The following is a 22,139-nucleotide window of genomic DNA, read 5'->3' on the forward strand; positions in this document are numbered from 1 at the left end:
TGCCAGTCTGGCTGGTTCGCCCCGGCCCGAGAATGCGTTTCTTCGATGCGGTGTTTCTGGCTCATATACTTTATGACCCACGCACAACCAGCGCTGTAAAGAGAGTGAATTCGCAGTTTATTTCCCAGTCACCGGGCAAGCCCATACTCCTCGAATGCCGACCCTGGCTCGAAGGCCCTGGTGAAATCCTCGCCCGGGGTAAATGGCTGAATGGCGGGAAAACGTTTTTGTGCTTGGATCTTATGGGAACGAACATGCCCAAAGGTCCGGAAGTTGAATTTCAGAAGCTAAGGAGACGCTGATTTATTCTAAAACCCAGCTGTTGCCCCCAGATAAATCAAGGCCTCCAGAGCGTTGCAGGGACGAAAAATCGAATAAATCAGCGCCTCCCTAAGAGGGTGTAGACAAAATCATGTAGTGAGTCGGCGCGCGAGTATTCGAGCCTCGGCCAACCAAACCCATGCCTCGCTTACCGCAAAAAGGCGATCATGATGCATGATCAGTCGCCGAGCTCTCTCATTCCAGGCATGAGTTCGCTCCACTACCCATCGCTTGGGCATGACCACAAATCCAGTCTGAACAGGCTCCACGGAAAATAGATCGCCTTGTTCAGAGTGCCATTGCCCTGTTCTTCTGTTATTCGGGCCACGGATCACTTGAACATCGATAGCGTGCAGTTGATGGGTGCGCTGTGCCCATTTTCCTGCGTACGCACTATCAACAAAAAGCGTGCTCAGTGACGGATATTTTTCCTTCGAGTACGCCACCGCATCATCCGCCGCGTCACGATCCTGCACGCTTGCAGCACTGATACTGACAGCCAGCAGCAGGCCCAATGTATCGACAATCAGACTTCGTTTACGCCCCTTCACTTTTTTGCCTGCGTCGTAGCCGCTGTCACCGCCTTGAGGAGAACTGCGGGTCGACTGTGAATCCAGGATCGCTGCTGACGGGCTGTCAGCGCGTTCTTCCCGCTCACGCCATTGAGCTCGCAAGCGATCATGCATTTGCTCGAACTTGCCTTGAGCGCTCCACCGGCGGAACGTTTTGTAGACATTGTCCCAATGAGGAAAATCGCGGGGTAGCATTCGCCATGAGCACCCCGTGCGTACGACATAGCAACAGGCTTCCAGCAACGTGCGCCGAGAGTGAAGCGGTGGCACTCCTCGTCCGCCCTGGCTTTCAAACAGGTCGGCGACCAGTGCCCACTCGGTATCTGTCAAGCAACTCGGATATAGCTGCTCCGGCAGTTGGCGGCGGTGGGTTTCATTGTAGCCATAGGCTTTATTAGGTTCAGGTGACTGAAAACTTCCCTTGGCCCGCTGCTTTACACGCGTAATCCCTGCCATTTTCAACGCTTTTGCAAAGGTGTCGGGATGCGCAGTGATACCGGTTTCGGCGAAGAATACGAGCGCCAATTCGGCCTGGCTGGAATAGGGCTGTGCATGAGCGAGTTTCACCAGCACGGGATAGTGCTCGGCGGCAATCGAGCGAGGACGTCCGGTTTTAGGCATGGCTTGAGGGCAAGGGAGTGAAAGTTTAATTTATTTTGTCTACACCCTCTAAGGAGACGCTGAACAATTAACCCGTTCGCACCGTCCCCATTTCCAAGCCGGTTTTTTTCAACCTGCCGGCCTTATTTTACGTTTCTCGAGCAGATTTCTGCCCTCATTTTGCTGAAAGGCGGGCCAGTCCCGCCTTTCAGACGGATTTATCCTGCCGTCTGTTGTAAATACCGCTTGGCCAGCATCAGATTGGCCAACCCAAACAAACTGAACAACTGCGCTGTATTCTTTTCCAGCCCACGGTAGCGAACCTTGCGATGATTGAAGCGCACCTTGATTACCTGGAAGGGGTGCTCGACCTTGGCACGCAGTTGCGCCTTGGCATATTCAATTTTGCGCTTGACCCGATACAGCACGCTGCCTTCGCCGTGCTGCTTGTAACTGCTTGGCCGTTCTGCAATCGACCAGATAACGTCCCGTTCAGCATGCTCCGGTCGCTTGGCCGCACCGGTGTATCCAGCGTCACCCGAAACATAGGTTTCGTCACCGTGAAGCAACTGGCCAACCTGGGTGACATCCGCCACGTTAGCGGCCGTCCCTACTACGCTGTGCACCAGCCCCGACGTGGCGTCTACACCAATGTGGGCCTTCATCCCAAAGTGCCATTGATTGCCTTTCCTGGCCTGATGCATCTCAGGATCACGCTTGCCTTCTCGGTTCTTGACCGAGGGCGGCGCGGCGATCAGAGTAGCGTCGACGATAGTGCCTTCCTTGAGCAGCAGCCCCCGGCTGGCCAGATGCTGGTTAATCGTTTCAAACAGCAGCCGGGTTAGCTGATGGACTTCCAGCAAGCGGCGAAAACGCAGCAAGGTGGTGGCATCCGGTGCAGACTCGCGACCCAGGTCGATACCCATAAAACCGCGGATGGCCTGGCTGTCGTAGACGGCATCTTCGCAACCTTCATCGGAGAAACCGAAACACTGCTGCACGACGTACATGCGCAACATGCGCGACACCCCTATCGCAGGGCGTCCGCGCTTGCCTGCGGTGTTGCTATAAAACGGCGCCACTTGCGCCTCCAGCAGGGCCCAGGGCACCAACTGTTCAAGGTCAGCCAGGAAGCGATCTCGGCGAGTCTGCTTTTTCTTGCCGGTATATTCGAGTTCGGAGAAGGTCTTCTGCACGCGCGTAACGCTCACGGAGAGGGAGGCTGTTGAAGGAACTTAGTGTGCCAAGGGTGGGGACAGTTGGCTATTTTTGCAGCGCCTCCCTAAAGTTCGACAGCAGCGAAGGTGTGGATGGCTTGGGAAGGCTCGTGCTGCCACGCCCAATCAAAAGCGCCGCTCTCGAAGAGTTTCTCCAAGAACGATCCACGGTTGAGCCGGATCGGCATGCCGAAATCTATGAGGCGAAAGCGGCGCCTTTTAAAGTACTCGGCGCAAAGCGCCCAGTGAAGAAAACAAAATCCGTGGTGAAGGCCAACAAAAGCCGCCTTGGGCCAGCACCACCTGAGGCAGATGGAGTTTCCGCAGGTACCGGCACGGGAAGTGGAAAGCAAGTTGGCAAGTTAGAGACGGTATCGGATGAGGAGCATGAGGCTGCGCTCGACGTGGTGCTCGAAACCCAAGGCTTTTTCATGGACATCTGGAAAGCGCTCAAGTCGATTGGCGCTGAAAATCCGAAACAGATTCTGCGCGTGGACTGGTACACACCCGTGGCGCGATTCAGCAGTAAGCCGCCCCTCGGTATTGTTGAACTCGCGGTCGAAAATGAAGAGGATCTGCCATCAGATGTGCGGTCCTGGCTGTATCTGGACCGGAGCGCTGGACTGCGACGAGGCATACTGATCGTGCGCATCAAAACCATCAAGGCAGACTGTGTGAAAACACACTGATGAAGGCCCAAGCAAACGCCCCGACTTGTTCGGGGCGTTTTTTTTGTATTGGCAGCAGACGAAAAAAATGTCCGCTCAGCCCATCAAAGCCATCAGATGGCGCACACCGAGCACTTTAATCGCTCGTTTCAGGTTATAGGCATTCACCGCCAAGGCCATTTCAGCTTTTGTACCCTCCAGTTGTCGCAGCAAGAAACGGCCATTACCAAATAGCCATTGCTTGAGGTTGCCGAAGGGGTGCTCAACGATGGATCTTCGGTTGGCCATCATCTCAGGATGCGCCTGCATTCTTTGCTCCATCCGCTCGAAAGCCTCTTCATGGGCATGTCGTGAGACATAACGGCGCCGGGCTCGAGTGCATTGCGTTTTCAGCGCGCAGTTGGCGCAGTCATCGACCTCAGCCTGATAGATCCGATCACCTTTGTTGTGCTGTTTTAGCGTTAACCATTTGCCTGCCGGACACTGGAAACGATCGTGTCCGGTCTCATAGATAAAGTCTTTTCGCTCAAAGAGCTGCTCTTCCTGACTGCCAGGGTTTTTCGAACGATTGGGCGGTACATAGGCCGTAATCGAAGCATCCTCGCAGGCCTGAAACTGCTTGCCATTGGAGTAGCCGGCATCGGCAGTGACCGTCAGATCATCTTGCTGTAACTCTGCTTTGGCGGCCTTGGCCATCGGCTCCAGTTGCTTTCGGTCATCGCCATCTTGGGTGACCTCATGATGCAAAATCAGGCAATGCTCGGCGTCCACGACGGTTTGCACGTTGTAGGCCACACGTGGCCCTTTGGCCGTGCGCATCATTCGGGCATCGCTTTCATGGGTGTTGAACTGCTCGATGCCCATCGAACGCATCAGTGCCTGGCAACTCTGATTATCCTGTTGTCGAGCCTCAAGCTGTGCCAGGGCTACCTTGATTGCGCTGCGATCAATTGAATCTGTGGTTTCAGCCTTGTCGGCCTCATCCAGCTCGGCCAGATACTGAGCGATGCGCTTATCCAGTTTTTCTTCCTGGCGCTTGAGCTGCTTCAAATTCACATGACGCCGTGAGGATGCGACCGCCTGAAACTTGCTGCCGTCGATGGCCACCAACTCACCGGCGATCAAGCCTGCCGTGCGACAAAACCGAACGAAAGCACGGCAGGTCGCGATGAAGGCGGGTTTATTGTTCTTGCGAAAATCGGCGATGGTCTTGAAGTCGGGCTTGAGCCGGTTGATCAGCCACATCACTTCGATGTTGCGCTGACACTCGGCTTCAAGACGTCGCGATGAGCGAATCCGCTGAAAATAGCCGTAGAGGTAGAGTTTTAGCTGATCGGCGGGATCATAAGCAGGGCGCCCCGTGCTTTTTGGAATCGCTTTATCGAAGCCCAGTTGCACCAGATCGAGCCTGGCAACGTACAGGTCAATGACACGAACGAGGTGATCCTCGGGGATCAACTCTTCCAGCGAGACCGGGAATAGGCTGGTCTGGCTGCGGGACTCACCTTGGATGTAGGCCATAACGAAAAATGCTCTGTATCTTTCGATACGGAGCATTTTCTTTGAGCGCTGCGCAGATTGCTAGGTTTTCACACAGTCTGAAGGGCAACTATTTTTGCGTCGAGGTTCAGCGCAAGGACGGCAAAAAAGGTGAAATACCCCCCGGATCTGCCGGACTGTTGATGAAATTCAGCGAAAATGAAGAGGCGTTCAAAAATTTCGTCAACGAGCTGTGCCGAAGAATCGTTGGCTACAGAGGGGTGTTCAGCAAGCTCAACAAGCTCTACCCAGCAGACTACGTCACCTTCAACCACGGCAAACACGATAAAGAAATTCTTTACCGGAGCATCCTCATCAACAAATTCAGCGAGCTTGGGATCACGCTCAGCTAACCTGGATCTCTGTCCCGTCACCACTAGTGTCCCGCGGTGGTCAAGCGCGAGAGGATTGAGGTTTCAGCAAGCTTTTTCCAAGGAAGACCGCCATGCCTGTAAATCTCCACGTGGCAGTCAGGTCGAAAGCAAACAGCAGGTCAGCCTCCATGACTCACCATCATTCTTCTATGGTTCGCTCATAGGTGCTCGCTGATGGCACCCAGAGCCCCCTTTGTGAGCATTCGATGTTGAATCCAGCAGTCCCCTGGTAGGTTGCCGGCGTATATACCAGCCCCTTGCGACTGACCCTGCCAATCCCATGGAAATAAGCCAAGGCTTTAACGATCCATCGTGACTCAAAATCGCTAGTCTCGTCGCGTTGTGGCAGCAATTCGACAAGCTCTCTCTCGCGCTTCGCTTGTTTCTGTTGCCTTGCCCACCTCGGATCCGGGCGAGAGTTCAGCCCTGCGTTGTAGACCTGATTCAAGTACCCGACGAACCCCGTGACACTTGCCACATGCCCCGGCGACTTACGCCAATAGCCGTCGAGTACTTTCTGGTCAATCATGGCGGCAGCCTTCAGTCGCGAATGATCCAGAAGGTCAGAAGCAGATCGCAAGGCGAGCCTGATGGACCGTAAACTGATGTCACCGGCCGCCAGCCGACTTTGCAACATACGGTGATAACCAGTGATCAACTGCTGAGGCCAAGACTCTCGGGGTTGCTCCATGATGCCCTGCACACGTCGGTGCTCCGAATCCTCCTCACGGGCTTGTTCGCACACCACTAATCCGTCGAACTCGCTCAGCCAGCTCATCGGCACACGAGAACGGCGCAATCCTTCGGCTGAGAAATGCCGCAGCAGCTGAGAGTACTGAGGCACACCCTGCCAGACGTTTTCGAGCTCTTTAAAGAACTTGTAATAGGTGTTGATTTTCAAGGCCGCAGCCTTGGGTCCGAGCTCAAGCAAAACCCAGTTTCCGAAACGCTCAAATCGCTGCGCCATAGATAGCACGCTTAAACCGCTGGTATTGATTGCCAGGCGCTTTTGGAAGGTTCGCTCCCAATAGCACCTCTCACATTCCTTGCCTCGCCCGGCTGGTGTGCTGACACCACAAGTCGCGCACGCAAGCACACCCTGCTCAATGCATACCTTGCAGCGCTTGCGACCATCAAGTTCCGAAATCAGTACGCGATGGCGCCGGCAATCAGGACAGGTTTCGGCAGCAGGGCCGCTGCATTTTGGGCAGAGCAATCTGCCGGTCAGCGAGTTCCTCGCTGTTCGCTGAGAAAGCGTTCCACAGGCGTCACAGATTGCCGGTTCACGAAAGTGCACTGCGCAGGGTTTGCATACAGGCCCATAGGGGGTGATCCGCCCTATCTTAAAATCGACTTTGTTGCATCGGGCACAAGAACCGCGTCTTAAACAGGCACTGCAGCGAGCGGTCTTATCGAATGTCGGGAGTCTGGCGAAATTGCCACAGGCAGGACATAGTCGACGCTTGAACAGCCGCGGGTAGCAGTTGCCGCAATAGCGCTTTTCTTGGTAAATCCTCTTAGGCTGCTCAATGGCACGGCCGCAGCCGTCGCATTCACAGCGAGCCAAATGTTCAACGGATACCACGTCGTCTGACCTTTCGTTTCAGTCGCAACCACATACGCAGCGTTTGCGCGGGGCTACTGGGATGTTCACGGTCAACACCGCTCACCAGATGATGCCTGGGCGACTGCAATGCGGCGACCAGATCCAGCAAAACTGGAGGAGAACCACTGGTGGGTAAATGCAGCGTCGAGGCTGGAAGTGACTCATGCCGTGCCGCTTCGATAAATCTTTGTGGCCCGGCTGACATTATCACCCACACGATGCTGAGCAGGACAGAGCGCTCAGCGGGAGACAGGTATTCAAGGGGCAACCCCAACGGAATCGGTTGAAGGGACTCAAGCGGTATACCTAGTGATTCGAAGAATCTTTCAGCCGCAGCGCTATGGCGACGCACTGCTGCCTGAGCAAAGCTCACCAAAGTTCGTGCAACAGTTAACCAATCGCGAAAGTCGAGTGGCGATGAGCCGTACAAGGGCCAGCGGCCAATGTTTTCGTCCACGTATATCTGGAAAGCCAGCGCAGCTTCTGCAGCGTCGCACCGAGCGCCATCGCTTAGCGCAGCACCGCACCTGTAGCAATCACTGAGCGAAGCACCGGCTCTCAGCAGCTCCGGTTGCATAGGCGCCAGACAATGCCCGCACCGCTCAATCAACTGCACCCCATGTATAGGGCAGCAGGTATGCCAGGCCAAACGCCACTGGATGAAAAAACGTGAATTGGATTGCGCAATGCAATCCGGGCAGCATTGCAGCCCTCCGCTATGATGACCGCCTCGACAACCCAGTACCGTCAGCCAAGGCCAGCTTGCGCGCAGTAATCTGTGCGGCTGACGCACAATCGAAGTCATAACATTTTTGAGGGTAGCAGACTGCAAGCTTGCGCAGGGCACACCCGACTGCTTACTCAGAACCGCAAGCCTACTCACTGAAACAGATCGATCCAAATCACTTGCCCAAGCCCTAGTGCCAGGCCATGCGATTGCTGTCAACGCTGCTGGTGAGCAGCCGTGAGCCAGAGCCATCCTGATAATCCAGGAAGTCAGAAGCTCGTCCGTAAGCAGCGGTTTACTAAGAGGCCAGACCGGGTTTACAGAGACTGCTCCCGGATGCCACGAGTAGGACGCAACCATGACATGCTCTCGATGAGTTCTATGTCAATGCATTCCTTGCCGGAGACTATGGCCTGCTTCGAGCACTCCATCAGAAGCCGGTGTACATTCCCAAGGTTACCGCCGGAAATCGCGTGTACACGCCGAGCCTTGTCTGGATGTGCCAGCCCAGAAGGCTTTTTCAAAGGCAGTATCGACTCAAAGCCTTTGAGCATGCGCTGAAATTCGGGATCGAGCTTCCATTGATCGAGCTTGATAACATCGAAGCGACTGGCATGTTGTGGATCATGATGGAGGATGCGAACAGCATCCGTGGTTCCAACACCAATGATTGGAATCACCAGCTCGTTGCAGAGGGACTTCAAAGCGTTCATCACCTCACGCTGCTTGATTGCAGAGCCTGTGAGCAATGAATGGAACTCATCAATGATCAGCATTCTGACCTTAAGCTCGCGGAAGGAGTGAATAACCTGGTAGCGCAACGCCAACTTGGTATCCGTGATCCTGTAAGGCATCCATAGCTGTTCCAAAAGAGCCACATACAGCGCCTTCTCGTCAGCAGTCGATGGGGCCTCTGCCAAAATCAGGGGGCGGACCGGATCATCATTTTCGTCGACGTACCCTTCGCCATGCGTTTTCTGAAATCGCCTGATAACGGTCGTCTTACCGTTATTGGAATCCCCCACGATCAGCAAATTAGGCATGCGGGCTCGCTTGGGCATGACAATCAGATCATTGAGCGTGTCGAGGATTGTGCGAGCCAATGCATAACCTATCCAACGTTCCTCTCCTATGAAGAGGATCCGTTCCCGGTCGCTCAACTGCAACACTGGTCGAAAATCAGGATGGATGTGGTCGTATGTGCTCATTCGACTTCACCTGTCGATTCGACTTCCGAAAGCATAAGCAGGTCAGAATCCTCCTGCACGAGATCCAGCACCAGCTTGGCTACGGGCTTTGTGGGTTGGGCCGGTGTACCTTTCTTGCTGTGGGTACGACTCTTCTGAGCGTCTTTGCGAGCTCTCTTGCTGGTCGCAGAAGCCTCCTCGACTAGCTTTCGGTTTTCGACGGCGTACTCGGCGATCAATGCATCGTCAATGTTCCCCCGCCCTTCGCTGACAGCTTTATCCTTGGCAGCGTGATATTCCCAAAGCGTCACCGCAGGGAATGCCTGGTATGAGGCCGGTACGCGAAAATACTGCTTCAGAACAGGGTCATAGAACCAAATGACGCTGACATCCCTCGGGTCACGCCTGAAGAGCAACTTGATTGCCTTCCCGGTCGCGGGATCCTTTTGATTGATCCAATGACGCAGCGCTTCGGAATAGTAGAACAGATCCCACTGCACACCGTACGTCTGCACAGTCCTGCGAACCGATGGTAGGAAATCCAACTGGACAGCCAAAGGATCGGTGGGCCGCGCCGGCACACTGACCAGAGGATCAACCTCCCGATTGCCGAAGAACGCCAACTGCCACTTGCGAGCAGGGCTCATGTGGATCTTTTTGTGATAGGTCTGGTGGTACTTCAAAATTGATCGAACCAGCCATACCTCGAATTCCGCCATCGTGAGAACGGCTTTAGCATCCGAATCATAGCCCTCGCGTTCCTGAGGGTTACTGAAGGTAGTGCCTGGCAGCTCATGCACCATTCTCATGAAAGTGCCAAGCACCCGCTCAATTCGACCACCGTATTTTGGAACTTTGGATGGCCGGAAGACGCTGTCTATCCCGTAGTTCTTACAGGAATCCACGATGTTCTGCGCCCGGAAGTCAGCACCGTTGTCAGTATGAATTGTTCGTGGAAACCCCCAAACAGGCCATTCACCACGAATGTCGTGAGCAGCCAGCCAAGCCTCCTTGGGAAGTATTGAATGTGCGATGCACATCGCCACAGATGTCTCGGAAGGCGCCTCGAACGCCAAGTAGTAACCAACGATCATGCAGGAGTAGACGTCGATGGCGAGGGTGAGCCAAGGCCGGCCAATTGGCTTACGATGTCGTTCGTCCACCACAATGAGGTTGACCGGGGTATGGTCGATCTGCACAACGGCCAGCGGATAGCCCTCATCCGGAAACTGTCCGACTGAAGGAGTGTGTCTGTTGTTCGCCTGCTCGGCATAACCACGCCGACGAAGCTTCACCACCTCGGGAATCTGCCTAATCCGCGCCCTGATAGCAGATGCGCCAGGAGGCTGGATATCGAGCGCTCGCGCTCTGCGCTCAATCTCCGAAATCGTGGACTGAACCGTGTACCTCTGCACCGTCAGGTAGTAATCATCCAGCACGTCCTGTACGAGCTTTTCTCCTTCGACAGAAAGACGTGTGCTGCCCTCGCGCCAACCGCGCTTGCGCGGAACAAGAGCCAGAACCTCATTCCATCGACTGTAACGATCCAGCCAACGATAAAGGGTTGCCGGGCTGATCCCGGTGGCCTTCGCACGCGCTGCCACTGTCTCTTTGGACAACACCGTGTTGCCCAATAAAGGCAGAATCGCGGAATAGCGCTTTTGCGCTATAGCCCAGGCATCCGAACTGATGCTGCTGATATCGTGGTTAACGTACAGCCCGTCCAGTTTCTCCGGATCTACAGCTCTGAGGTCGATAATTTGAAGGGCCGCACTGCGGCCCGTCTCGACCTCGGTCCCGATCACCGTTTGTAGATCTAGGATTTGAACGATCCGGTAAATTTCCTTGTCCCGGCGCACCATCGCGCCGACTTCAATGGCAACGCGTGACCGAGCAGGTTCAAACGGAACCAGGTGCTCGCTGGTGTCGTCTTCATACAGTTTCATTATCGGGGACCCACAGTTCGAGATCGTGGTTCAGAGGTTCGGTGATGTCGCAGTCGACCTGACGCGTGGCGATCAAGTGCCAAAGCAGCGACACGCCCCGGTCACGGAAAATACCATTGAAGTGCCGTGCCAGAAGGTAGTGCACTGGGGCGACTTCCATCTCACGCAGCGTCTTCAACACAGCAACGATGTCGCCTTGTTCAAAAATCATTCGCTCGAAACGTTCCAGGAACACAATGTTTTCGAGCGGGAGACCGCGAATGCGCGATTCATCATAAATGCGGAACTGCCACCCCTGGCTACGGGCCAACCGGCGAGCCTCCTTCCATTTACCTGACCAGTCTCGCCAATTTTCTACCCATTGCTCCCTCGGCTTGACCTCCACCAGCAGCGGTTGCATTGCGCCGAAATAGGGCAGGTGCTGCTGGTGATAGAAAACAAGGTAATCAGGAGTGTAGATCTGGGGACGGCCCAAAGAGTCGGTGAAAGGAACCTCAACCGGTTGGGAGATAACCGACTCGACCTGGTGAGAGAACCGCATCCGTTTCAAAAAATCCCTTTCCAACGACGATTCGAAAGCAACACCACCGAGCCCCTTGAAAGCCATCACTCCTGAAATGCTACGGCGAGTCGGCTTGATCTTCCGGACCGGTTTAATTTGGTCGCATTTATTTCCGATCATTTTTTATCTGGTCTCATTTATTACCGACATTCTTCTCAGTAATTTCAGAAGCGTTTTATGGCCAACAAAGGCCTCTAGCCTAGCCCTTTCTCAGTTATTTCGAAAGCCGACACTGGCATCAACAACAATGTTCAGGTCGAAATCATCGACGGTCTCGCCGAGGGCGACCGCGTAGTGATCGGTGATCCGGCTGCCGCCGTGGCGGGAGCCTGAGCATGAATCAGAAGGTAGACACTGCGGGCCTGCACGATACGCGGCTCGACAGCGACCGACCGCTGCCGCACCTGCAAGGCGTCAGCCGCAGCTTCATGGCGGGCGAGCGCGAGTTTCAGGTACTCAAAAACATTGATCTGGCCATTAATGCAGGCGAGCTGGTTGCGATCATCGGTGCGTCTGGCTCGGGCAAGTCGACGCTGATGAACATCCTCGGTTGCCTGGACCACGCCAGTACCGGCAGCTATCAGGTCAATGCTCAGGAAACGCGTGACCTCGATGACGATGCGCTGGCAGCACTGCGCCGTGACCATTTTGGCTTTATTTTCCAGCGTTACCATCTGCTGCCGCACCTGGACGCTGTGCGCAACGTGGAGATTCCGGCGGTTTACGCCGGCACGCCGCAGTCACAGCGTCATCAGCGCGCTCAGGCATTATTGACGCGTCTCGGGCTGGGCGGGCACCTGGAGCACCGGCCGAGCCAGATGTCCGGCGGTCAGCAGCAACGCGTGAGTATTGCCAGAGCCTTGATGAACGGCGGTCAGGTGATCCTCGCCGACGAACCGACCGGCGCGCTGGACACAGCCAGTGGGAAGGAGGTCATGCGCATCCTGCTGGAACTGCACGCCGCCGGGCATACGGTGATTCTGGTCACCCACGACCCCAAAGTCGCGGCCCACGCCGAGCGCATCATCGAGGTCAGCGATGGCGAAATCATCAGCGACCGGCGCACCGCCTTGCAAACGCTGAACGCCGCCGAGCCACAAGAGGCCACTCAGAAGAGCCTGGCGCCGAGACGGCTGGTCGCCGGTTTCGGGCTGTTTCGCGAAGCCTTCAATATGGCCTGGATCGCACTGATTTCGCACCGTATGCGCACGCTGCTGACCATGCTCGGTATCATCATCGGCATCACCTCGGTGGTGTCGATTTCGGCCATCGGCGAAGGCGCCAAACGCTACGTGCTCAAGGACATCCAGTCGATCGGCAGCAATACCATCGACATTTACGCCGGCAGCAACTTCGGCGACAGCCGGGCCAAGTCCATCGAGACCCTGCTGCCCGCCGACGTGGCGGCGCTCAATCAGCTGTATTACATCGACAGCGCGACCCCGGTCGTCGGGCGCAGCATGCTGGTGCGCTACCGCAATATCGACGTCGATGCGCAGCTCAACGGCGTCAGCAATCGCTATTTTCAGGTGCGCAACATCCAGCTGGCGGCAGGCATCACCTTCAGCGAACAGGATGCGCGGCGTCAGGCGCAGGTCGTGGTGCTGGATCACAACACCGCGCAACGCCTGTTCGGGGCGGGCGTGAATCCGCTGGGGCAAGTGATTCTGGTCGGCAAGCTGCCATGTACGGTGATCGGCGTGACCAGCGATCACAAAAACCTGTTCATCGCCGGTAACACCTTGAATATCTGGATGCCCTACGAAACAGCGGCGGGACGTCTGCTGGGCCAGCGCCATCTGGATAGCATCAGCGTGCGGGTCAAGGACGGCATGCCGAGCAAGGCCGTCGAAGAACAGATAAAAACGCTCATGCTGCAGCGCCACGGCACCAAGGACTTCTTCACCAATAACCTAGACAGCGTCATGCAGACCGTGCAGAAGACCAGCCGCTCACTGACCCTGCTGCTGTCACTGATCGCGGTGATATCACTGGTGGTCGGCGGCATAGGCGTGATGAACATCATGCTGGTGTCGGTCACCGAACGCACCCGCGAGATCGGTATACGCATGGCCGTGGGGGCACGCCAGTCGGATATTCGTCAGCAGTTTCTGGTGGAAGCAGTGATGGTGTGCCTGATCGGAGGGGTGATCGGCATCGGCCTGTCCTACGGCATCGGTTACCTGTTCACCCTGTTCGTAAAACAATGGGAAATGGTCTTCTCTCTGGCCTCGGTGGTCACGGCATTTGCCTGTTCGACCCTGATTGGCGTGCTGTTCGGCTTTGTACCGGCACGCAATGCCGCACGGCTGGACCCTATCGAAGCACTGGCGCGGGACTGATGGCGGCCGGCAGGTTTCCATGCCTGCCGCCCGGCGTGATCGTCAGGCCGAAAAGGCACCCTCGGAAGAAGCATACATTCAGCGCATCAATGCGTTTCGGCCGCTGATCCCCAGCTTGATCGCGGCCCGGCGCTGGTAGCTGCCGACCGTGTTGACCTTGAGCATCAGCCGCTCGGCCTGCTCAAGTGCGGTACGCCCGGCGAGCAGCCCGAGGCAGACCTGGGTTTCCCGTTCAGACAGTGTCTGACCGGTTTCGCGCAGCCGTTCGTGAAAGCGCTCCTCGAAACTGTCCGGTCTTATGATTTCAGCAGTGGGCATGGCCAGTTGCAGCGCATTGACGTGCTTTTCCAGTATCGAAAACAGCAGCGGCGCAATGTCGCTTAGTTGCCGACGCTCGCCGGGTGAAAACGCCTTGGCGGGCAGTGCGCGGAACACCGTGATCTTGCAGGCAAAACTTTCCGACGCCTGAACCGGATAAAGATGGATCGAGTCATTGAGCAGCAACGTGCCACGCGACGAGGTCACCGTTTCATTGAAAATCGGCACTTCCGAGCCGGCTGGCGATTGCCAGGGCTGTGGTAACGAGGACAGGTGCGTGGCGTCCACGGCGAGCTGCGTGTCGATCAAGGTGTGAAACAGGCTGGAAAACTGGCCGCTGCCAATGCTGGCAATGGCCCGCCCTATGTGCGGAAGTAGTGTATGTGGCATGAGGTCATCCATGAGATCAGGAACTGCTGACAAGAGTGTAGACGCGACAAAAGCAAGGCAGTCACATCAACTTAGTCATAAAAAACATTACGACTGAATATTGACGTTAGATGGACGCTTAGAGCGCGACTATTGCTCACTACAGCAAATCATAACGCCTCGATGTTACCTAAATACTTCATCATCACAAGCAGTGATTATTACTGGTAATTCTGCACAGAACTGCTAGCTGCCAAGCATCAGCCGGGTCACCAGCCGCGTCAGTCGCCCGTAGGGTGCCGAGACTTTGTCGGACAGGTTGAAGCGACTCAGGGTGAGCACGCTGCGCGCATGGGATAAGCGGACGAAACCCTCGTAGCCGTGATAGGCACCGGTGCCACTTTCGCCGACGCCGCCAAAAGGCAGGTCATCCTGAGTCGCATGCAGCATGGTGCCATTGACGGTCACACCGCCGGAGCGTGTCCGGCTCAGTACCTGATCCACGGACGCCTGCCGGTTGGAGAAACAGTAAAGGGCCAGCGGGGCCGGGCGGGCGTTGATGAAGGCAATGGCTTCAGCAAGTGTGTCGTAGGCGATGACAGGCAGCAGCGGACCAAAAATTTCCTCCTGCAGGATGAGCGCATCCGATGGCACCTGGGTGAAGGCCACAGGTGCAATCTTGCGCTCGCACGGCGTCACAGGCGCGTCGTGCTGCCAGGCCCTGGCACCGACTGCCACCGCCTGCATGACCATGGCCGACAGCCGCTCATGATGGCGCGGCGAAATGATCGAGGTGTAGTCCTGATTGCCTTCGAGGGTCGGATAGAGCTTTTTCGCGGCCGCCAGCCACTCGCTGGCAAAGCTGTCCACGAGGTCGCGCGGCACCAGCACATAGTCTGGTGCTACGCAGGTCTGACCGGCGTTGAACAGCTTACCGATCGCGATCATGCGCGCGGCCTTGCTGACCGGAAAGTCGGCGCAGACCACCACCGGTGATTTACCGCCCAGTTCCAGCGTCACCGGCGTCAGACTGCGCGCGGCGGCGGCCATGACCTGACGGCCGACGTGGGTCGAGCCGGTGAACAGCAGGTGATCGAAGGGCAGCTCGCTGAACTGGCTGGCCAGCGTGGCGTCGCCAGTGACCACCGCCACCTGATCGGCAGGAAAGGTTTCGCCGAGCAATTGCCTGAGCAGTTCTGATGTTCTTGGCGTCAGCTCCGAGGGTTTGATCATCACTCGATTACCCGCTGCCAGCGCTTCGATCAACGGCACCAGCGTCAGGGTCAGCGGGTAGTTCCAGGGCGCAAGAATACCGACCACACCCAGAGGCTGATAGATGACTTTGGCGCTGGCGGGCCTGAACACGATACCGGCCTTGCGACGCGCAGGGCGCATCCAGCGTTTCAGGTGCGAGCGGATGTGCTTGATGCCATTGATGATCGGCATCAGCTCGCCAAGCCGGGTTTCGGCGAAGGAGCGATTGCCGAAATCTGCACTGACGGCCTCGAGCAATCGATTCTGATTGCCACTCACCATGCGCATGACCGCGTCGAGGTCGGCGATCCGTTGGGCGTAAGCCGGCACGCCCTGCGCGAGAATCGCCGCTTGTTGTGCTGCGAACAGCGCGCGGAGCGCCTCGGCGGGAGACGTCGTGGGAGGCTGGACCTGTGCTGGCTGGCTCATGACGCTGTTCCTGAAAGGGGTTTGGCAAGGAGCATACCGAGCGAATCGATCAGAACGAAGCAGCTGTAGATCAACTGAGGCGGCTCAAACCCGGATGTACGCTGGCTGACATTGTTTTCTGGCACCGGCAGATTGTCTGCACGCGGCGCAGATCAATGCGTTGCGAGCCAGTGACCGCCGATTCGCGTAACGAAAACGGGCGTTTTACAAAAAAAGAGCATGGACTCGGGATATAACACTAATTAGAATCAGTCTCATTTGGCGCATCCATCGCTCAAGGCTCTTGTCATGATTGACACAGCGACCGTACCTTCGCAGACCCTGCATTCCCTGTACCGCGATCACCACGGCTGGCTTGAAAGCTTGCTGCGCAAGCGCATGGGCAATGCCTGGGATGCTGCCGACCTGAGTCAGGATACCTTCTTGCGCGTGCTGTCCAGCTCGCAACAAATCGCTGACATGCAGGAGCCACGGGCGTATCTGCTGACTGTGGGCAAGCGCCTGCTGAGCAATTTCTACACCCGTCGCAGCCTTGAACAGGCGTATCTGGAGGCGCTTTCCCGTTTACCTGAAGACAGCGTGCCGTCTCCCGAACAGCGCTGGTTGCTGCTGGAAACCCTGCAGGCACTCGACGAGTTGCTGGACGGTTTGCCGGCGGCGGTACGCCGGGCGTTTCTCTGGAGTCAGCTCGAAGGCCTGGGCTACCGTGACATCGCCGAGCGCTTGCAGGTGTCCGAACGCACTGTCAAACGCTACATGGCGCAGGCCTACGAGCACTGCCTGCTGGTGGATTGGTGATCCGCTCGGCACCTTCGAACGAAGAACGCGAGGTGGTCCGCCGGGCAGCTCAATGGCTGGCGTTGCTGGAATCTGGCGGTGCCAGTGAAGAAGACCACGCCATGCTTCAGCACTGGCGCGACAGTGCGGCGGGCAACGAACGGGCCTGGCAGAAGGCCCAGCAACTGCGCCAGCGCTTTTCGGCCGTGCCGGCGAATCTGGCGATGGCAACCCTGGACCGTCCCGACAAGGCCCGACGCGCCGCGCTGAAAAGGGTATTGGGCTTTGCCGCAGTAGCTCCGGCCGTGTGGCTGCTGGGGCGCCAGTTACCCCTTGATGTCTGGCGCGCCGACCTGCACACCGCCGTCGGCGAACACCAGCGCCTGACGCTGACTGATGGCAGCGTCCTGCAGCTGAATACGGACAGTGCCGTCAATGTCGACCTGGGTGCCCGACAGATAAAACTGCTTCGCGGAGAAATCGCACTCAAGGTGCCGGGCAGCGCGCCGCTGACCATCGAGGGGCCTTACGGTCGCATCGTCGTCAGTCAGAGTGAAGTCTGTGTGCGCCTCAATGAACGCGATTGCCGGGTTTCGGTGGTCAGCGGTGCGGTGCAGATCCATCCGTTGCAGGGCCCTGCGCTGATGTTACAGGCGCAACAGCAGATCAGCCTGCAAGCAAGCGGGGCGGGGCCTGTCGCAGCCTTTGATGCGATGCTGCCCGGCTGGCGTGACGACATATTGACCGCGCAGAACCAGCCGTTAGGCAACTTTCTGCGCGAACTCGGCCGATACCGGCCCGGCCTGCTGCGCTGGGAGCCCGAGCTTGAAGGCTTGCGTGTGACGGGCAGTTTCCGCCTCGACAATACCGACCGGATTCTGTCGCTGCTGGCAGCCAGCCTGCCGGTAGACGTCCACATGCGCACACGCTACTGGGTCACGCTGGCCCCTCGAAAAAGCACACCACAAAAAAATAATGCGTGAAGCCTGTCCCTTTTTTTCTTCTCACTGGTCATTCCAGGTAGTGAACAAAATTACGAGAGCTTCCCTTTATGCCTGCAGTTTCTCCTTACCGTTTGCGTCCGCTGTTGCGTTTCAGTCTGTTGCTGACCCTGAGCTCCAGTCCGCTGTTCGTGTCGACCAGTTGGGCCGACACCGCGAGCAGGCGCGCCTATGAAGTACCGGCTGGCACCCTGAGTGCCGCACTGACCCGCTTCGCCGGGCTGGCCGGGGTCAACCTGTCCGTCGACCCCTCGTTGGTGAACGGACGCAACAGCGCCGGGCTGTCGGGCGACTTCGCAGTCGAAGAAGGCTTTGCGCGGCTGCTGCAGGGCAGCGGTCTGCAACTGGTGTCGGTCGGCGATCAGGCCTATACGCTGATCCCCGCCGTGCAGAGCTCGAGCATGCAGTTGGCGCCGACTTCGATTGTCGGTGACGGCGGTTCGACTGACGGTCAGGAATACGCAGGTGGTCAGGTGGCACGCAAAGGCTCGCAAGGGATGCTTGGCTCGCGGGATTTCATGGAAACCCCGTTCAGCATGACCACCTACACCAAGGACGCCGTGAAAAACCAGCAGGCCCGGACGCTGGGAGACCTGATCGCCAGCGACCCCTCGGTGCGCTCTACCAACCCGGCGGGCGGGCGTTACGAACAGTTCACCATCCGTGGTTTCAGCCTGTTCAACAGCGACGTTTCCTACAACGGCCTTTACGGCATTCTGCCCACCTACACGATCGACATGGAAATGGCCGAGCGGGTGGACATCCTCAAAGGCCCGAGCCAGATGATCAATGGCATTTCGCCGCGTGGCAGTGTCGGCGGCGGGATCAACGTGGTGCCGAAACGGGCGACCGACAAGCCCATCACCGAATTCACCACCAGCTATGCCTCCAAAGGGCAGGTCGGTGCGGCGGTGGACGTGGCTCGCCGGTTCGGTGAGGACGACAAGTTCGGTATTCGCTTCAACGGCGTGAAGCAGTCTGGCGACACCGAATGGGATCATCAGAGCGTTGATCGTGACATGGCCGTGCTGGGCCTGGATTTCCGTGGTGAGCGCCTGCGCCTGTCGACCGATATCGGCCACACCGAACGCGACACCGATGCGCCGCAGGAACGCGTGCAGGTCGGTGCCAATGCCAAAGTGCCGAACGCCAACGATGTGCGCGACAACTACGCGCAGGCCTGGAGCAAGGCGCGCACCCGGGACACCTTCGGTGCGGTGAATGCCGAATACGACGTCAATGACTCGGTCATGCTCTACGGCGGTGTCGGCGCTCGTAAAAGCAACCATGATTTCCTGCGCCATGCGGTGTCGGTGACCAACAATGCCGGCGACTTCAGCGTCCAGCCGCGCGACTTTACCCGTGACGAAAACGTCCGCACGGCCAACGCCGGGGTGCGCAACTGGTTCCATACCGGACCGGTCAGCCACGAGGTCAATCTGGCCGCCAGCTATTTCTACATGGACTTCGAAAACGGCGGCGCGCGCTATGCGGCCTCGCCCAGCAACCTGTACGACCCGATCGAGACGCCGACACCCCGTAACCCGACTCGCCAGGACGCGGAGGTCTATACCGAGAATCGCTTCACCGGCCTGGCGCTGACCGACACCATGGGCTTCTTCGATGACCGCCTGTTGTTGACACTCGGCGCCCGCTGGCAGCGGGTCAAGGTTGATGACTGGACTGACAATGTCAAAGGCGACACGTCGTACGATGAGGAAAAGGTCTCGCCGTCAGGCGGCATTCTGTACAAGGTCACCGAAGACTTTTCGGTGTACGCCAACTACATGGAAGGCCTGAGCCAGGGCAAGATCGCGCCGTCGACCTCGGTCAACGAAGACGAGATTTTCCCGCCGTTTGTCAGCCGTCAGGTTGAAGTCGGGGCCAAGTATGACCTGGGATCGTATGCGTTCACTGCCAGCGTGTTCCGGATCAAACAACCGGCTTACGAGACCAATGTCACCTCGCGGGTCTTCGGACCGAACGGCAAGCGGCAGAACGACGGTGTCGAGCTGACCATGTTCGGCGAACCGCTCAAGGGCTTCCGTCTGCTGGGAGGGGTGATGTACATCGACAGCGAGCTGACGCAGACCGTCAACGGCGCGTTCGATGGCAACCGTGCACCGGCCACGCCCAAATACAACGTCAACCTCGGTGCCGAATGGGATGTGCCGCAGGTCAACGGCCTGACCCTGACCGGGCGGGGCATCTACACCAGTTCGCAGTACCTGGATCAAGCCAACAGTAAAAGTATCGATTCTTCCGAGCGTTTCGACGTAGGTGCGCGATATGCCTTCAAGGTCGATCAGAAGGACATCACGCTGCGGGCCAACATCGAGAATGTGATGGACAAGCGTTACTGGGCTTCCGCCGGAGCCTCGGATGACAGCGAGCCCGGCCTGACGCTGTCGCCCCCCAGAACCTATCTGCTGTCAGCGACCGTCGGTTTCTGAACACAGTTGATTGCCTGGCCCAGGGAAGGGCCGCTGACAAACGGATCAAAACCGGCCAATCCTGCATGAGGGATAACCTGTGTATCTGAATAGCTGAATAGCTGCGCACTACGCCACTTGATAAAAAGTAGCGGCAGAGGCTGTTACATACATTAAAGCGCCCATTTAGATAATGGCACTTTGAACAATCCCAATAAAACATTGGGGCTTTAGAGTGCCTGTACACTTATGGATTTCTTATTTTATTTTCATGTTTTTTTCGACGCAACAGGTTGCACTTTTGGCTAAATGATAATAGTTTGCATCTCGAACTTAGCGAGGGTTAACAGATGTTGAATGATGGCTTATTGCACTCTACTACGTCGCAGAAAACCAATGCCAATTATCTGGATCGACAGAGCAAGTTTGAATCCAATGTGCGAAGTTATCCGCGCAAGTTGCCACTGGCAATTGCCAAAGCTCATGGCGTCTGGGTAACCGATGTTGAAGGGACTACTTATCTCGACTGTCTGGCCGGTGCCGGCACGCTGGCATTGGGTCATAACCATGAAGCGATCATGGCCAGCCTCGACAGCTTTCTGACCTCGGGCATGCCGATGCATACCCTGGACCTGACCACCGCCGTCAAGGATGCCTTCAGTGAAACCCTGCTGAGTCTGTTGCCGGGGCAAGGGCGCGATTACTGCCTGCAATTCTGTGGCCCGTCCGGTGCCGATGCTGTCGAGGCCGCAATCAAACTGGCCAAGACCGCGACCGGTCGCCATAACGTCATCAGCTTTTCCGGCGCGTACCACGGCATGACCCACGGCGCGTTGGCGCTGACCGGCAACACCGCGCCGAAAGATGCCGTCGCCAACCTGATGCCCGGCGTGCAGTTCCTGCCGTACCCGCACGAATACCGTTGCCCATTGGGCATTGGCGGCGAGACTGGAATCGAAGCGCTGAGTTACTACTTCACGCAGTTCATCGAAGACGTCGAAAGCGGCGTGTCGCTGCCAGCGGCGGTTATTCTCGAGGCCGTGCAGGGCGAGGGTGGCGTCAACCCTGCGCCGACCGCGTGGTTGCAGCAAATACGCGAAGTAACCCGCAAGCACGGCATTTTGCTGATTCTCGATGAAGTGCAGGCCGGCTTCGGCCGCACCGGCAAGATGTTCGCTTTCGAGCACGCCGGGATCGAACCCGACATCATCGTCATGTCCAAAGCGGTCGGTGGTGGTCTGCCGCTGGCAGTGCTCGGCTTCAAACGCGAGTTCGACGCCTGGTCGCCGGGCAATCATGCGGGCACCTTCCGTGGCAATCAGATGGCGATGGCCACCGGTCTTGCGACGCTTGAAGTCTTGCAACGGCAGAACCTCGCCGGCCAGGCCGCGAAACGCGGGCAGTGGCTCAAGGAGCAGCTGCACGGCCTGCAACAGCGCTATCCGGCCATGGGTCAGGTGCGTGGACGCGGGCTGATGCTGGGTATCGAAATCGTCGACGAGCGCAAGCCAGCCGACCGCCTCGGCAGCTTCCCGACCGATCCGGAACTGGCGGTGGTCATTCAACAGCACTGCTTCAAACAGGGACTGTTGCTTGAGCGCGGTGGGCGCAACGGTAACGTGATCCGGCTGTTACCGCCACTGATCATTACCGAAGAGCAATGCCAACTGGTCGTTCAACGATTTGAAGAAGCACTCAAGGCCGCGTTGATTCAACTGCGCTGATTCAATTACGTCAATAAGTACGCCACCGCGTGATCAGCAAAGTGAAATTGAATCAGAACTTTCGATGAACAGACAGCGCGACTGCGCTGAGGGCTTATCGGCAATTTTTTGCCCGGCAACGCCCGCAGAAAGTTTGGCTGTTATGTGGCAGACATTGAAATCAGTACCTGTTAC

17 protein-coding genes and 1 pseudogene are annotated in these 22,139 nt (G+C 57.2%); 8 read left to right on the forward strand and 10 right to left on the reverse strand.

The features are described from left to right. Nucleotides 1-410: 410 nt before the first annotated feature. Both BLT55_RS08055 and BLT55_RS08060 read right to left on the reverse strand, forming a co-directional pair. Nucleotides 411-1,514, reverse strand: coding sequence for an IS5-like element ISPsy19 family transposase (locus BLT55_RS08055; RefSeq protein ID WP_004663854.1), 1,104 nt, complete (start codon nucleotides 1,512-1,514; stop codon nucleotides 411-413). 197 nt (nucleotides 1,515-1,711) lie between these two features. Continuing rightward, on the reverse strand, nucleotides 1,712-2,689 hold the full coding sequence (locus tag BLT55_RS08060) for an IS5 family transposase (protein WP_007247761.1): 978 nt from the start codon (nucleotides 2,687-2,689) through the stop codon (nucleotides 1,712-1,714). 29 nt (nucleotides 2,690-2,718) lie between these two features. On the opposite strand from BLT55_RS08060, the gene BLT55_RS08065 reads away from it, so the two are divergent. Continuing rightward, a complete protein-coding gene (locus tag BLT55_RS08065) occupies nucleotides 2,719-3,399 on the forward strand; it encodes a hypothetical protein (protein ID WP_244158998.1) in 681 nt (226 codons plus the stop codon). 75 nt (nucleotides 3,400-3,474) lie between these two features. Here BLT55_RS08065 and BLT55_RS08070 read toward each other — a convergent pair whose 3' ends face one another. After that, complete coding sequence (locus BLT55_RS08070; RefSeq protein WP_055001182.1) at nucleotides 3,475-4,899, reverse strand: IS1182-like element ISPsy6 family transposase; 1,425 nt, start codon at nucleotides 4,897-4,899, stop codon at nucleotides 3,475-3,477. Between the two features lie 41 nt (nucleotides 4,900-4,940). Here BLT55_RS08070 and BLT55_RS08075 point away from each other — a divergent pair, with 41 nt between their 5' ends. After that, nucleotides 4,941-5,270, forward strand: coding sequence for a hypothetical protein (locus tag BLT55_RS08075; RefSeq protein ID WP_074800247.1), 330 nt, complete (start codon nucleotides 4,941-4,943; stop codon nucleotides 5,268-5,270). 160 nt (nucleotides 5,271-5,430) lie between these two features. Here the strand turns inward: BLT55_RS08075 and BLT55_RS33425 are convergent, their stop codons facing one another. The 5 genes from BLT55_RS33425 to BLT55_RS08100 all read right to left on the reverse strand — a co-directional run bounded on the left by BLT55_RS33425 (nucleotide 5,431) and on the right by BLT55_RS08100 (nucleotide 11,298). Beyond that, on the reverse strand, nucleotides 5,431-6,258 hold the full coding sequence (locus BLT55_RS33425; RefSeq protein WP_054999439.1) for a hypothetical protein: 828 nt from the start codon (nucleotides 6,256-6,258) through the stop codon (nucleotides 5,431-5,433). A gap of 604 nt (nucleotides 6,259-6,862) precedes the next feature. Beyond that, the gene (locus BLT55_RS34725; protein ID WP_074800258.1) at nucleotides 6,863-7,984 is read right to left on the reverse strand and encodes a TniQ family protein; all 1,122 of its coding nucleotides are present in this window, start codon (nucleotides 7,982-7,984) and stop codon (nucleotides 6,863-6,865) included. Then, nucleotides 7,942-8,832 (reverse strand): TniB family NTP-binding protein, encoded by an 891-nt coding sequence (locus tag BLT55_RS08090; protein ID WP_011102975.1) that lies wholly within the window; start codon nucleotides 8,830-8,832, stop codon nucleotides 7,942-7,944. The genes BLT55_RS34725 and BLT55_RS08090 overlap by 43 nt, the downstream gene beginning before the upstream one ends. Continuing rightward, complete coding sequence (locus tag BLT55_RS08095) at nucleotides 8,829-10,757, reverse strand: Mu transposase C-terminal domain-containing protein (RefSeq protein ID WP_054999438.1); 1,929 nt, start codon at nucleotides 10,755-10,757, stop codon at nucleotides 8,829-8,831. The genes BLT55_RS08090 and BLT55_RS08095 overlap by 4 nt, the downstream gene beginning before the upstream one ends. Continuing rightward, entirely contained in the window at nucleotides 10,744-11,298 is a 555-nt protein-coding gene (locus BLT55_RS08100; RefSeq protein ID WP_044392676.1) for a heteromeric transposase endonuclease subunit TnsA, read from the reverse strand. Before BLT55_RS08100 ends, BLT55_RS08095 begins: the two co-directional genes overlap by 14 nt. A gap of 252 nt (nucleotides 11,299-11,550) precedes the next feature. On the opposite strand from BLT55_RS08100, the pseudogene BLT55_RS35095 reads away from it, so the two are divergent. Beyond that, nucleotides 11,551-11,652, forward strand: a pseudogene (locus tag BLT55_RS35095) (permuted SH3 domain-containing protein); the annotation flags it as partial. Between the two features lie 2 nt (nucleotides 11,653-11,654). Continuing rightward, nucleotides 11,655-13,661: a MacB family efflux pump subunit gene (locus tag BLT55_RS08105; RefSeq protein WP_055000275.1), complete on the forward strand. Its 2,007-nt coding sequence runs from the start codon at nucleotides 11,655-11,657 to the stop codon at nucleotides 13,659-13,661. A gap of 78 nt (nucleotides 13,662-13,739) precedes the next feature. Here BLT55_RS08105 and BLT55_RS08110 read toward each other — a convergent pair whose 3' ends face one another. Together BLT55_RS08110 and BLT55_RS08115 are read right to left on the reverse strand one after the other, a co-directional pair. Further along, entirely contained in the window at nucleotides 13,740-14,369 is a 630-nt protein-coding gene (locus BLT55_RS08110) for a helix-turn-helix transcriptional regulator (RefSeq protein ID WP_055000293.1), read from the reverse strand. 225 nt (nucleotides 14,370-14,594) lie between these two features. After that, entirely contained in the window at nucleotides 14,595-16,031 is a 1,437-nt protein-coding gene (locus tag BLT55_RS08115; protein ID WP_055000276.1) for a coniferyl aldehyde dehydrogenase, read from the reverse strand. Nucleotides 16,032-16,319: 288 nt separating this feature from the next. Here BLT55_RS08115 and BLT55_RS08120 point away from each other — a divergent pair, with 288 nt between their 5' ends. The 4 genes from BLT55_RS08120 (at nucleotide 16,320) to BLT55_RS08135 (ending at nucleotide 21,965) form a co-directional block, all read left to right on the forward strand. Next, nucleotides 16,320-16,829: a sigma-70 family RNA polymerase sigma factor gene (locus BLT55_RS08120; RefSeq protein ID WP_055000277.1), complete on the forward strand. Its 510-nt coding sequence runs from the start codon at nucleotides 16,320-16,322 to the stop codon at nucleotides 16,827-16,829. Next, nucleotides 16,826-17,791, forward strand: a complete 966-nt coding sequence (locus tag BLT55_RS08125; protein WP_055000278.1) for a FecR domain-containing protein — start codon at nucleotides 16,826-16,828, stop codon at nucleotides 17,789-17,791. Before BLT55_RS08120 ends, BLT55_RS08125 begins: the two co-directional genes overlap by 4 nt. A 68-nt stretch (nucleotides 17,792-17,859) precedes the next feature. Then, nucleotides 17,860-20,262 (forward strand): TonB-dependent receptor, encoded by a 2,403-nt coding sequence (locus BLT55_RS08130; protein ID WP_055000279.1) that lies wholly within the window; start codon nucleotides 17,860-17,862, stop codon nucleotides 20,260-20,262. Between the two features lie 329 nt (nucleotides 20,263-20,591). Further along, nucleotides 20,592-21,965: a diaminobutyrate--2-oxoglutarate transaminase gene (locus BLT55_RS08135; protein ID WP_055000280.1), complete on the forward strand. Its 1,374-nt coding sequence runs from the start codon at nucleotides 20,592-20,594 to the stop codon at nucleotides 21,963-21,965. Nucleotides 21,966-22,139 lie beyond the last annotated feature (174 nt).

Source organism: Pseudomonas cannabina, from assembly GCF_900100365.1.
Taxonomy (GTDB): Bacteria; Pseudomonadota; Gammaproteobacteria; order Pseudomonadales; family Pseudomonadaceae; genus Aquipseudomonas; species Aquipseudomonas cannabina.

Bases quoted from the DNA above. Each gene is read 5' to 3' on its own strand.
- BLT55_RS08055 (WP_004663854.1), bottom strand. From the start codon at position 1,514: ATGCCTAAAACCGGACGTCCTCGCTCGATTGCCGCCGAGCACTATCCC.
- BLT55_RS08070 (WP_055001182.1), bottom strand. From the start codon at position 4,899: ATGGCCTACATCCAAGGTGAGTCCCGCAGCCAGACCAGCCTATTCCCG.
- BLT55_RS33425 (WP_054999439.1), bottom strand. From the start codon at position 6,258: ATGGCGCAGCGATTTGAGCGTTTCGGAAACTGGGTTTTGCTTGAGCTC.
- BLT55_RS34725 (WP_074800258.1), bottom strand. From the start codon at position 7,984: ATGGTTGCGTCCTACTCGTGGCATCCGGGAGCAGTCTCTGTAAACCCG.
- BLT55_RS08090 (WP_011102975.1), bottom strand. From the start codon at position 8,832: ATGAGCACATACGACCACATCCATCCTGATTTTCGACCAGTGTTGCAG.
- BLT55_RS08095 (WP_054999438.1), bottom strand. From the start codon at position 10,757: ATGAAACTGTATGAAGACGACACCAGCGAGCACCTGGTTCCGTTTGAA.
- BLT55_RS08100 (WP_044392676.1), bottom strand. From the start codon at position 11,298: ATGCGGTTCTCTCACCAGGTCGAGTCGGTTATCTCCCAACCGGTTGAG.
- BLT55_RS08105 (WP_055000275.1), top strand. From the start codon at position 11,655: ATGAATCAGAAGGTAGACACTGCGGGCCTGCACGATACGCGGCTCGAC.
- BLT55_RS08110 (WP_055000293.1), bottom strand. From the start codon at position 14,369: ATGCCACATACACTACTTCCGCACATAGGGCGGGCCATTGCCAGCATT.
- BLT55_RS08115 (WP_055000276.1), bottom strand. From the start codon at position 16,031: ATGAGCCAGCCAGCACAGGTCCAGCCTCCCACGACGTCTCCCGCCGAG.
- BLT55_RS08120 (WP_055000277.1), top strand. From the start codon at position 16,320: ATGATTGACACAGCGACCGTACCTTCGCAGACCCTGCATTCCCTGTAC.
- BLT55_RS08130 (WP_055000279.1), top strand. From the start codon at position 17,860: ATGCCTGCAGTTTCTCCTTACCGTTTGCGTCCGCTGTTGCGTTTCAGT.
- BLT55_RS08135 (WP_055000280.1), top strand. From the start codon at position 20,592: ATGTTGAATGATGGCTTATTGCACTCTACTACGTCGCAGAAAACCAAT.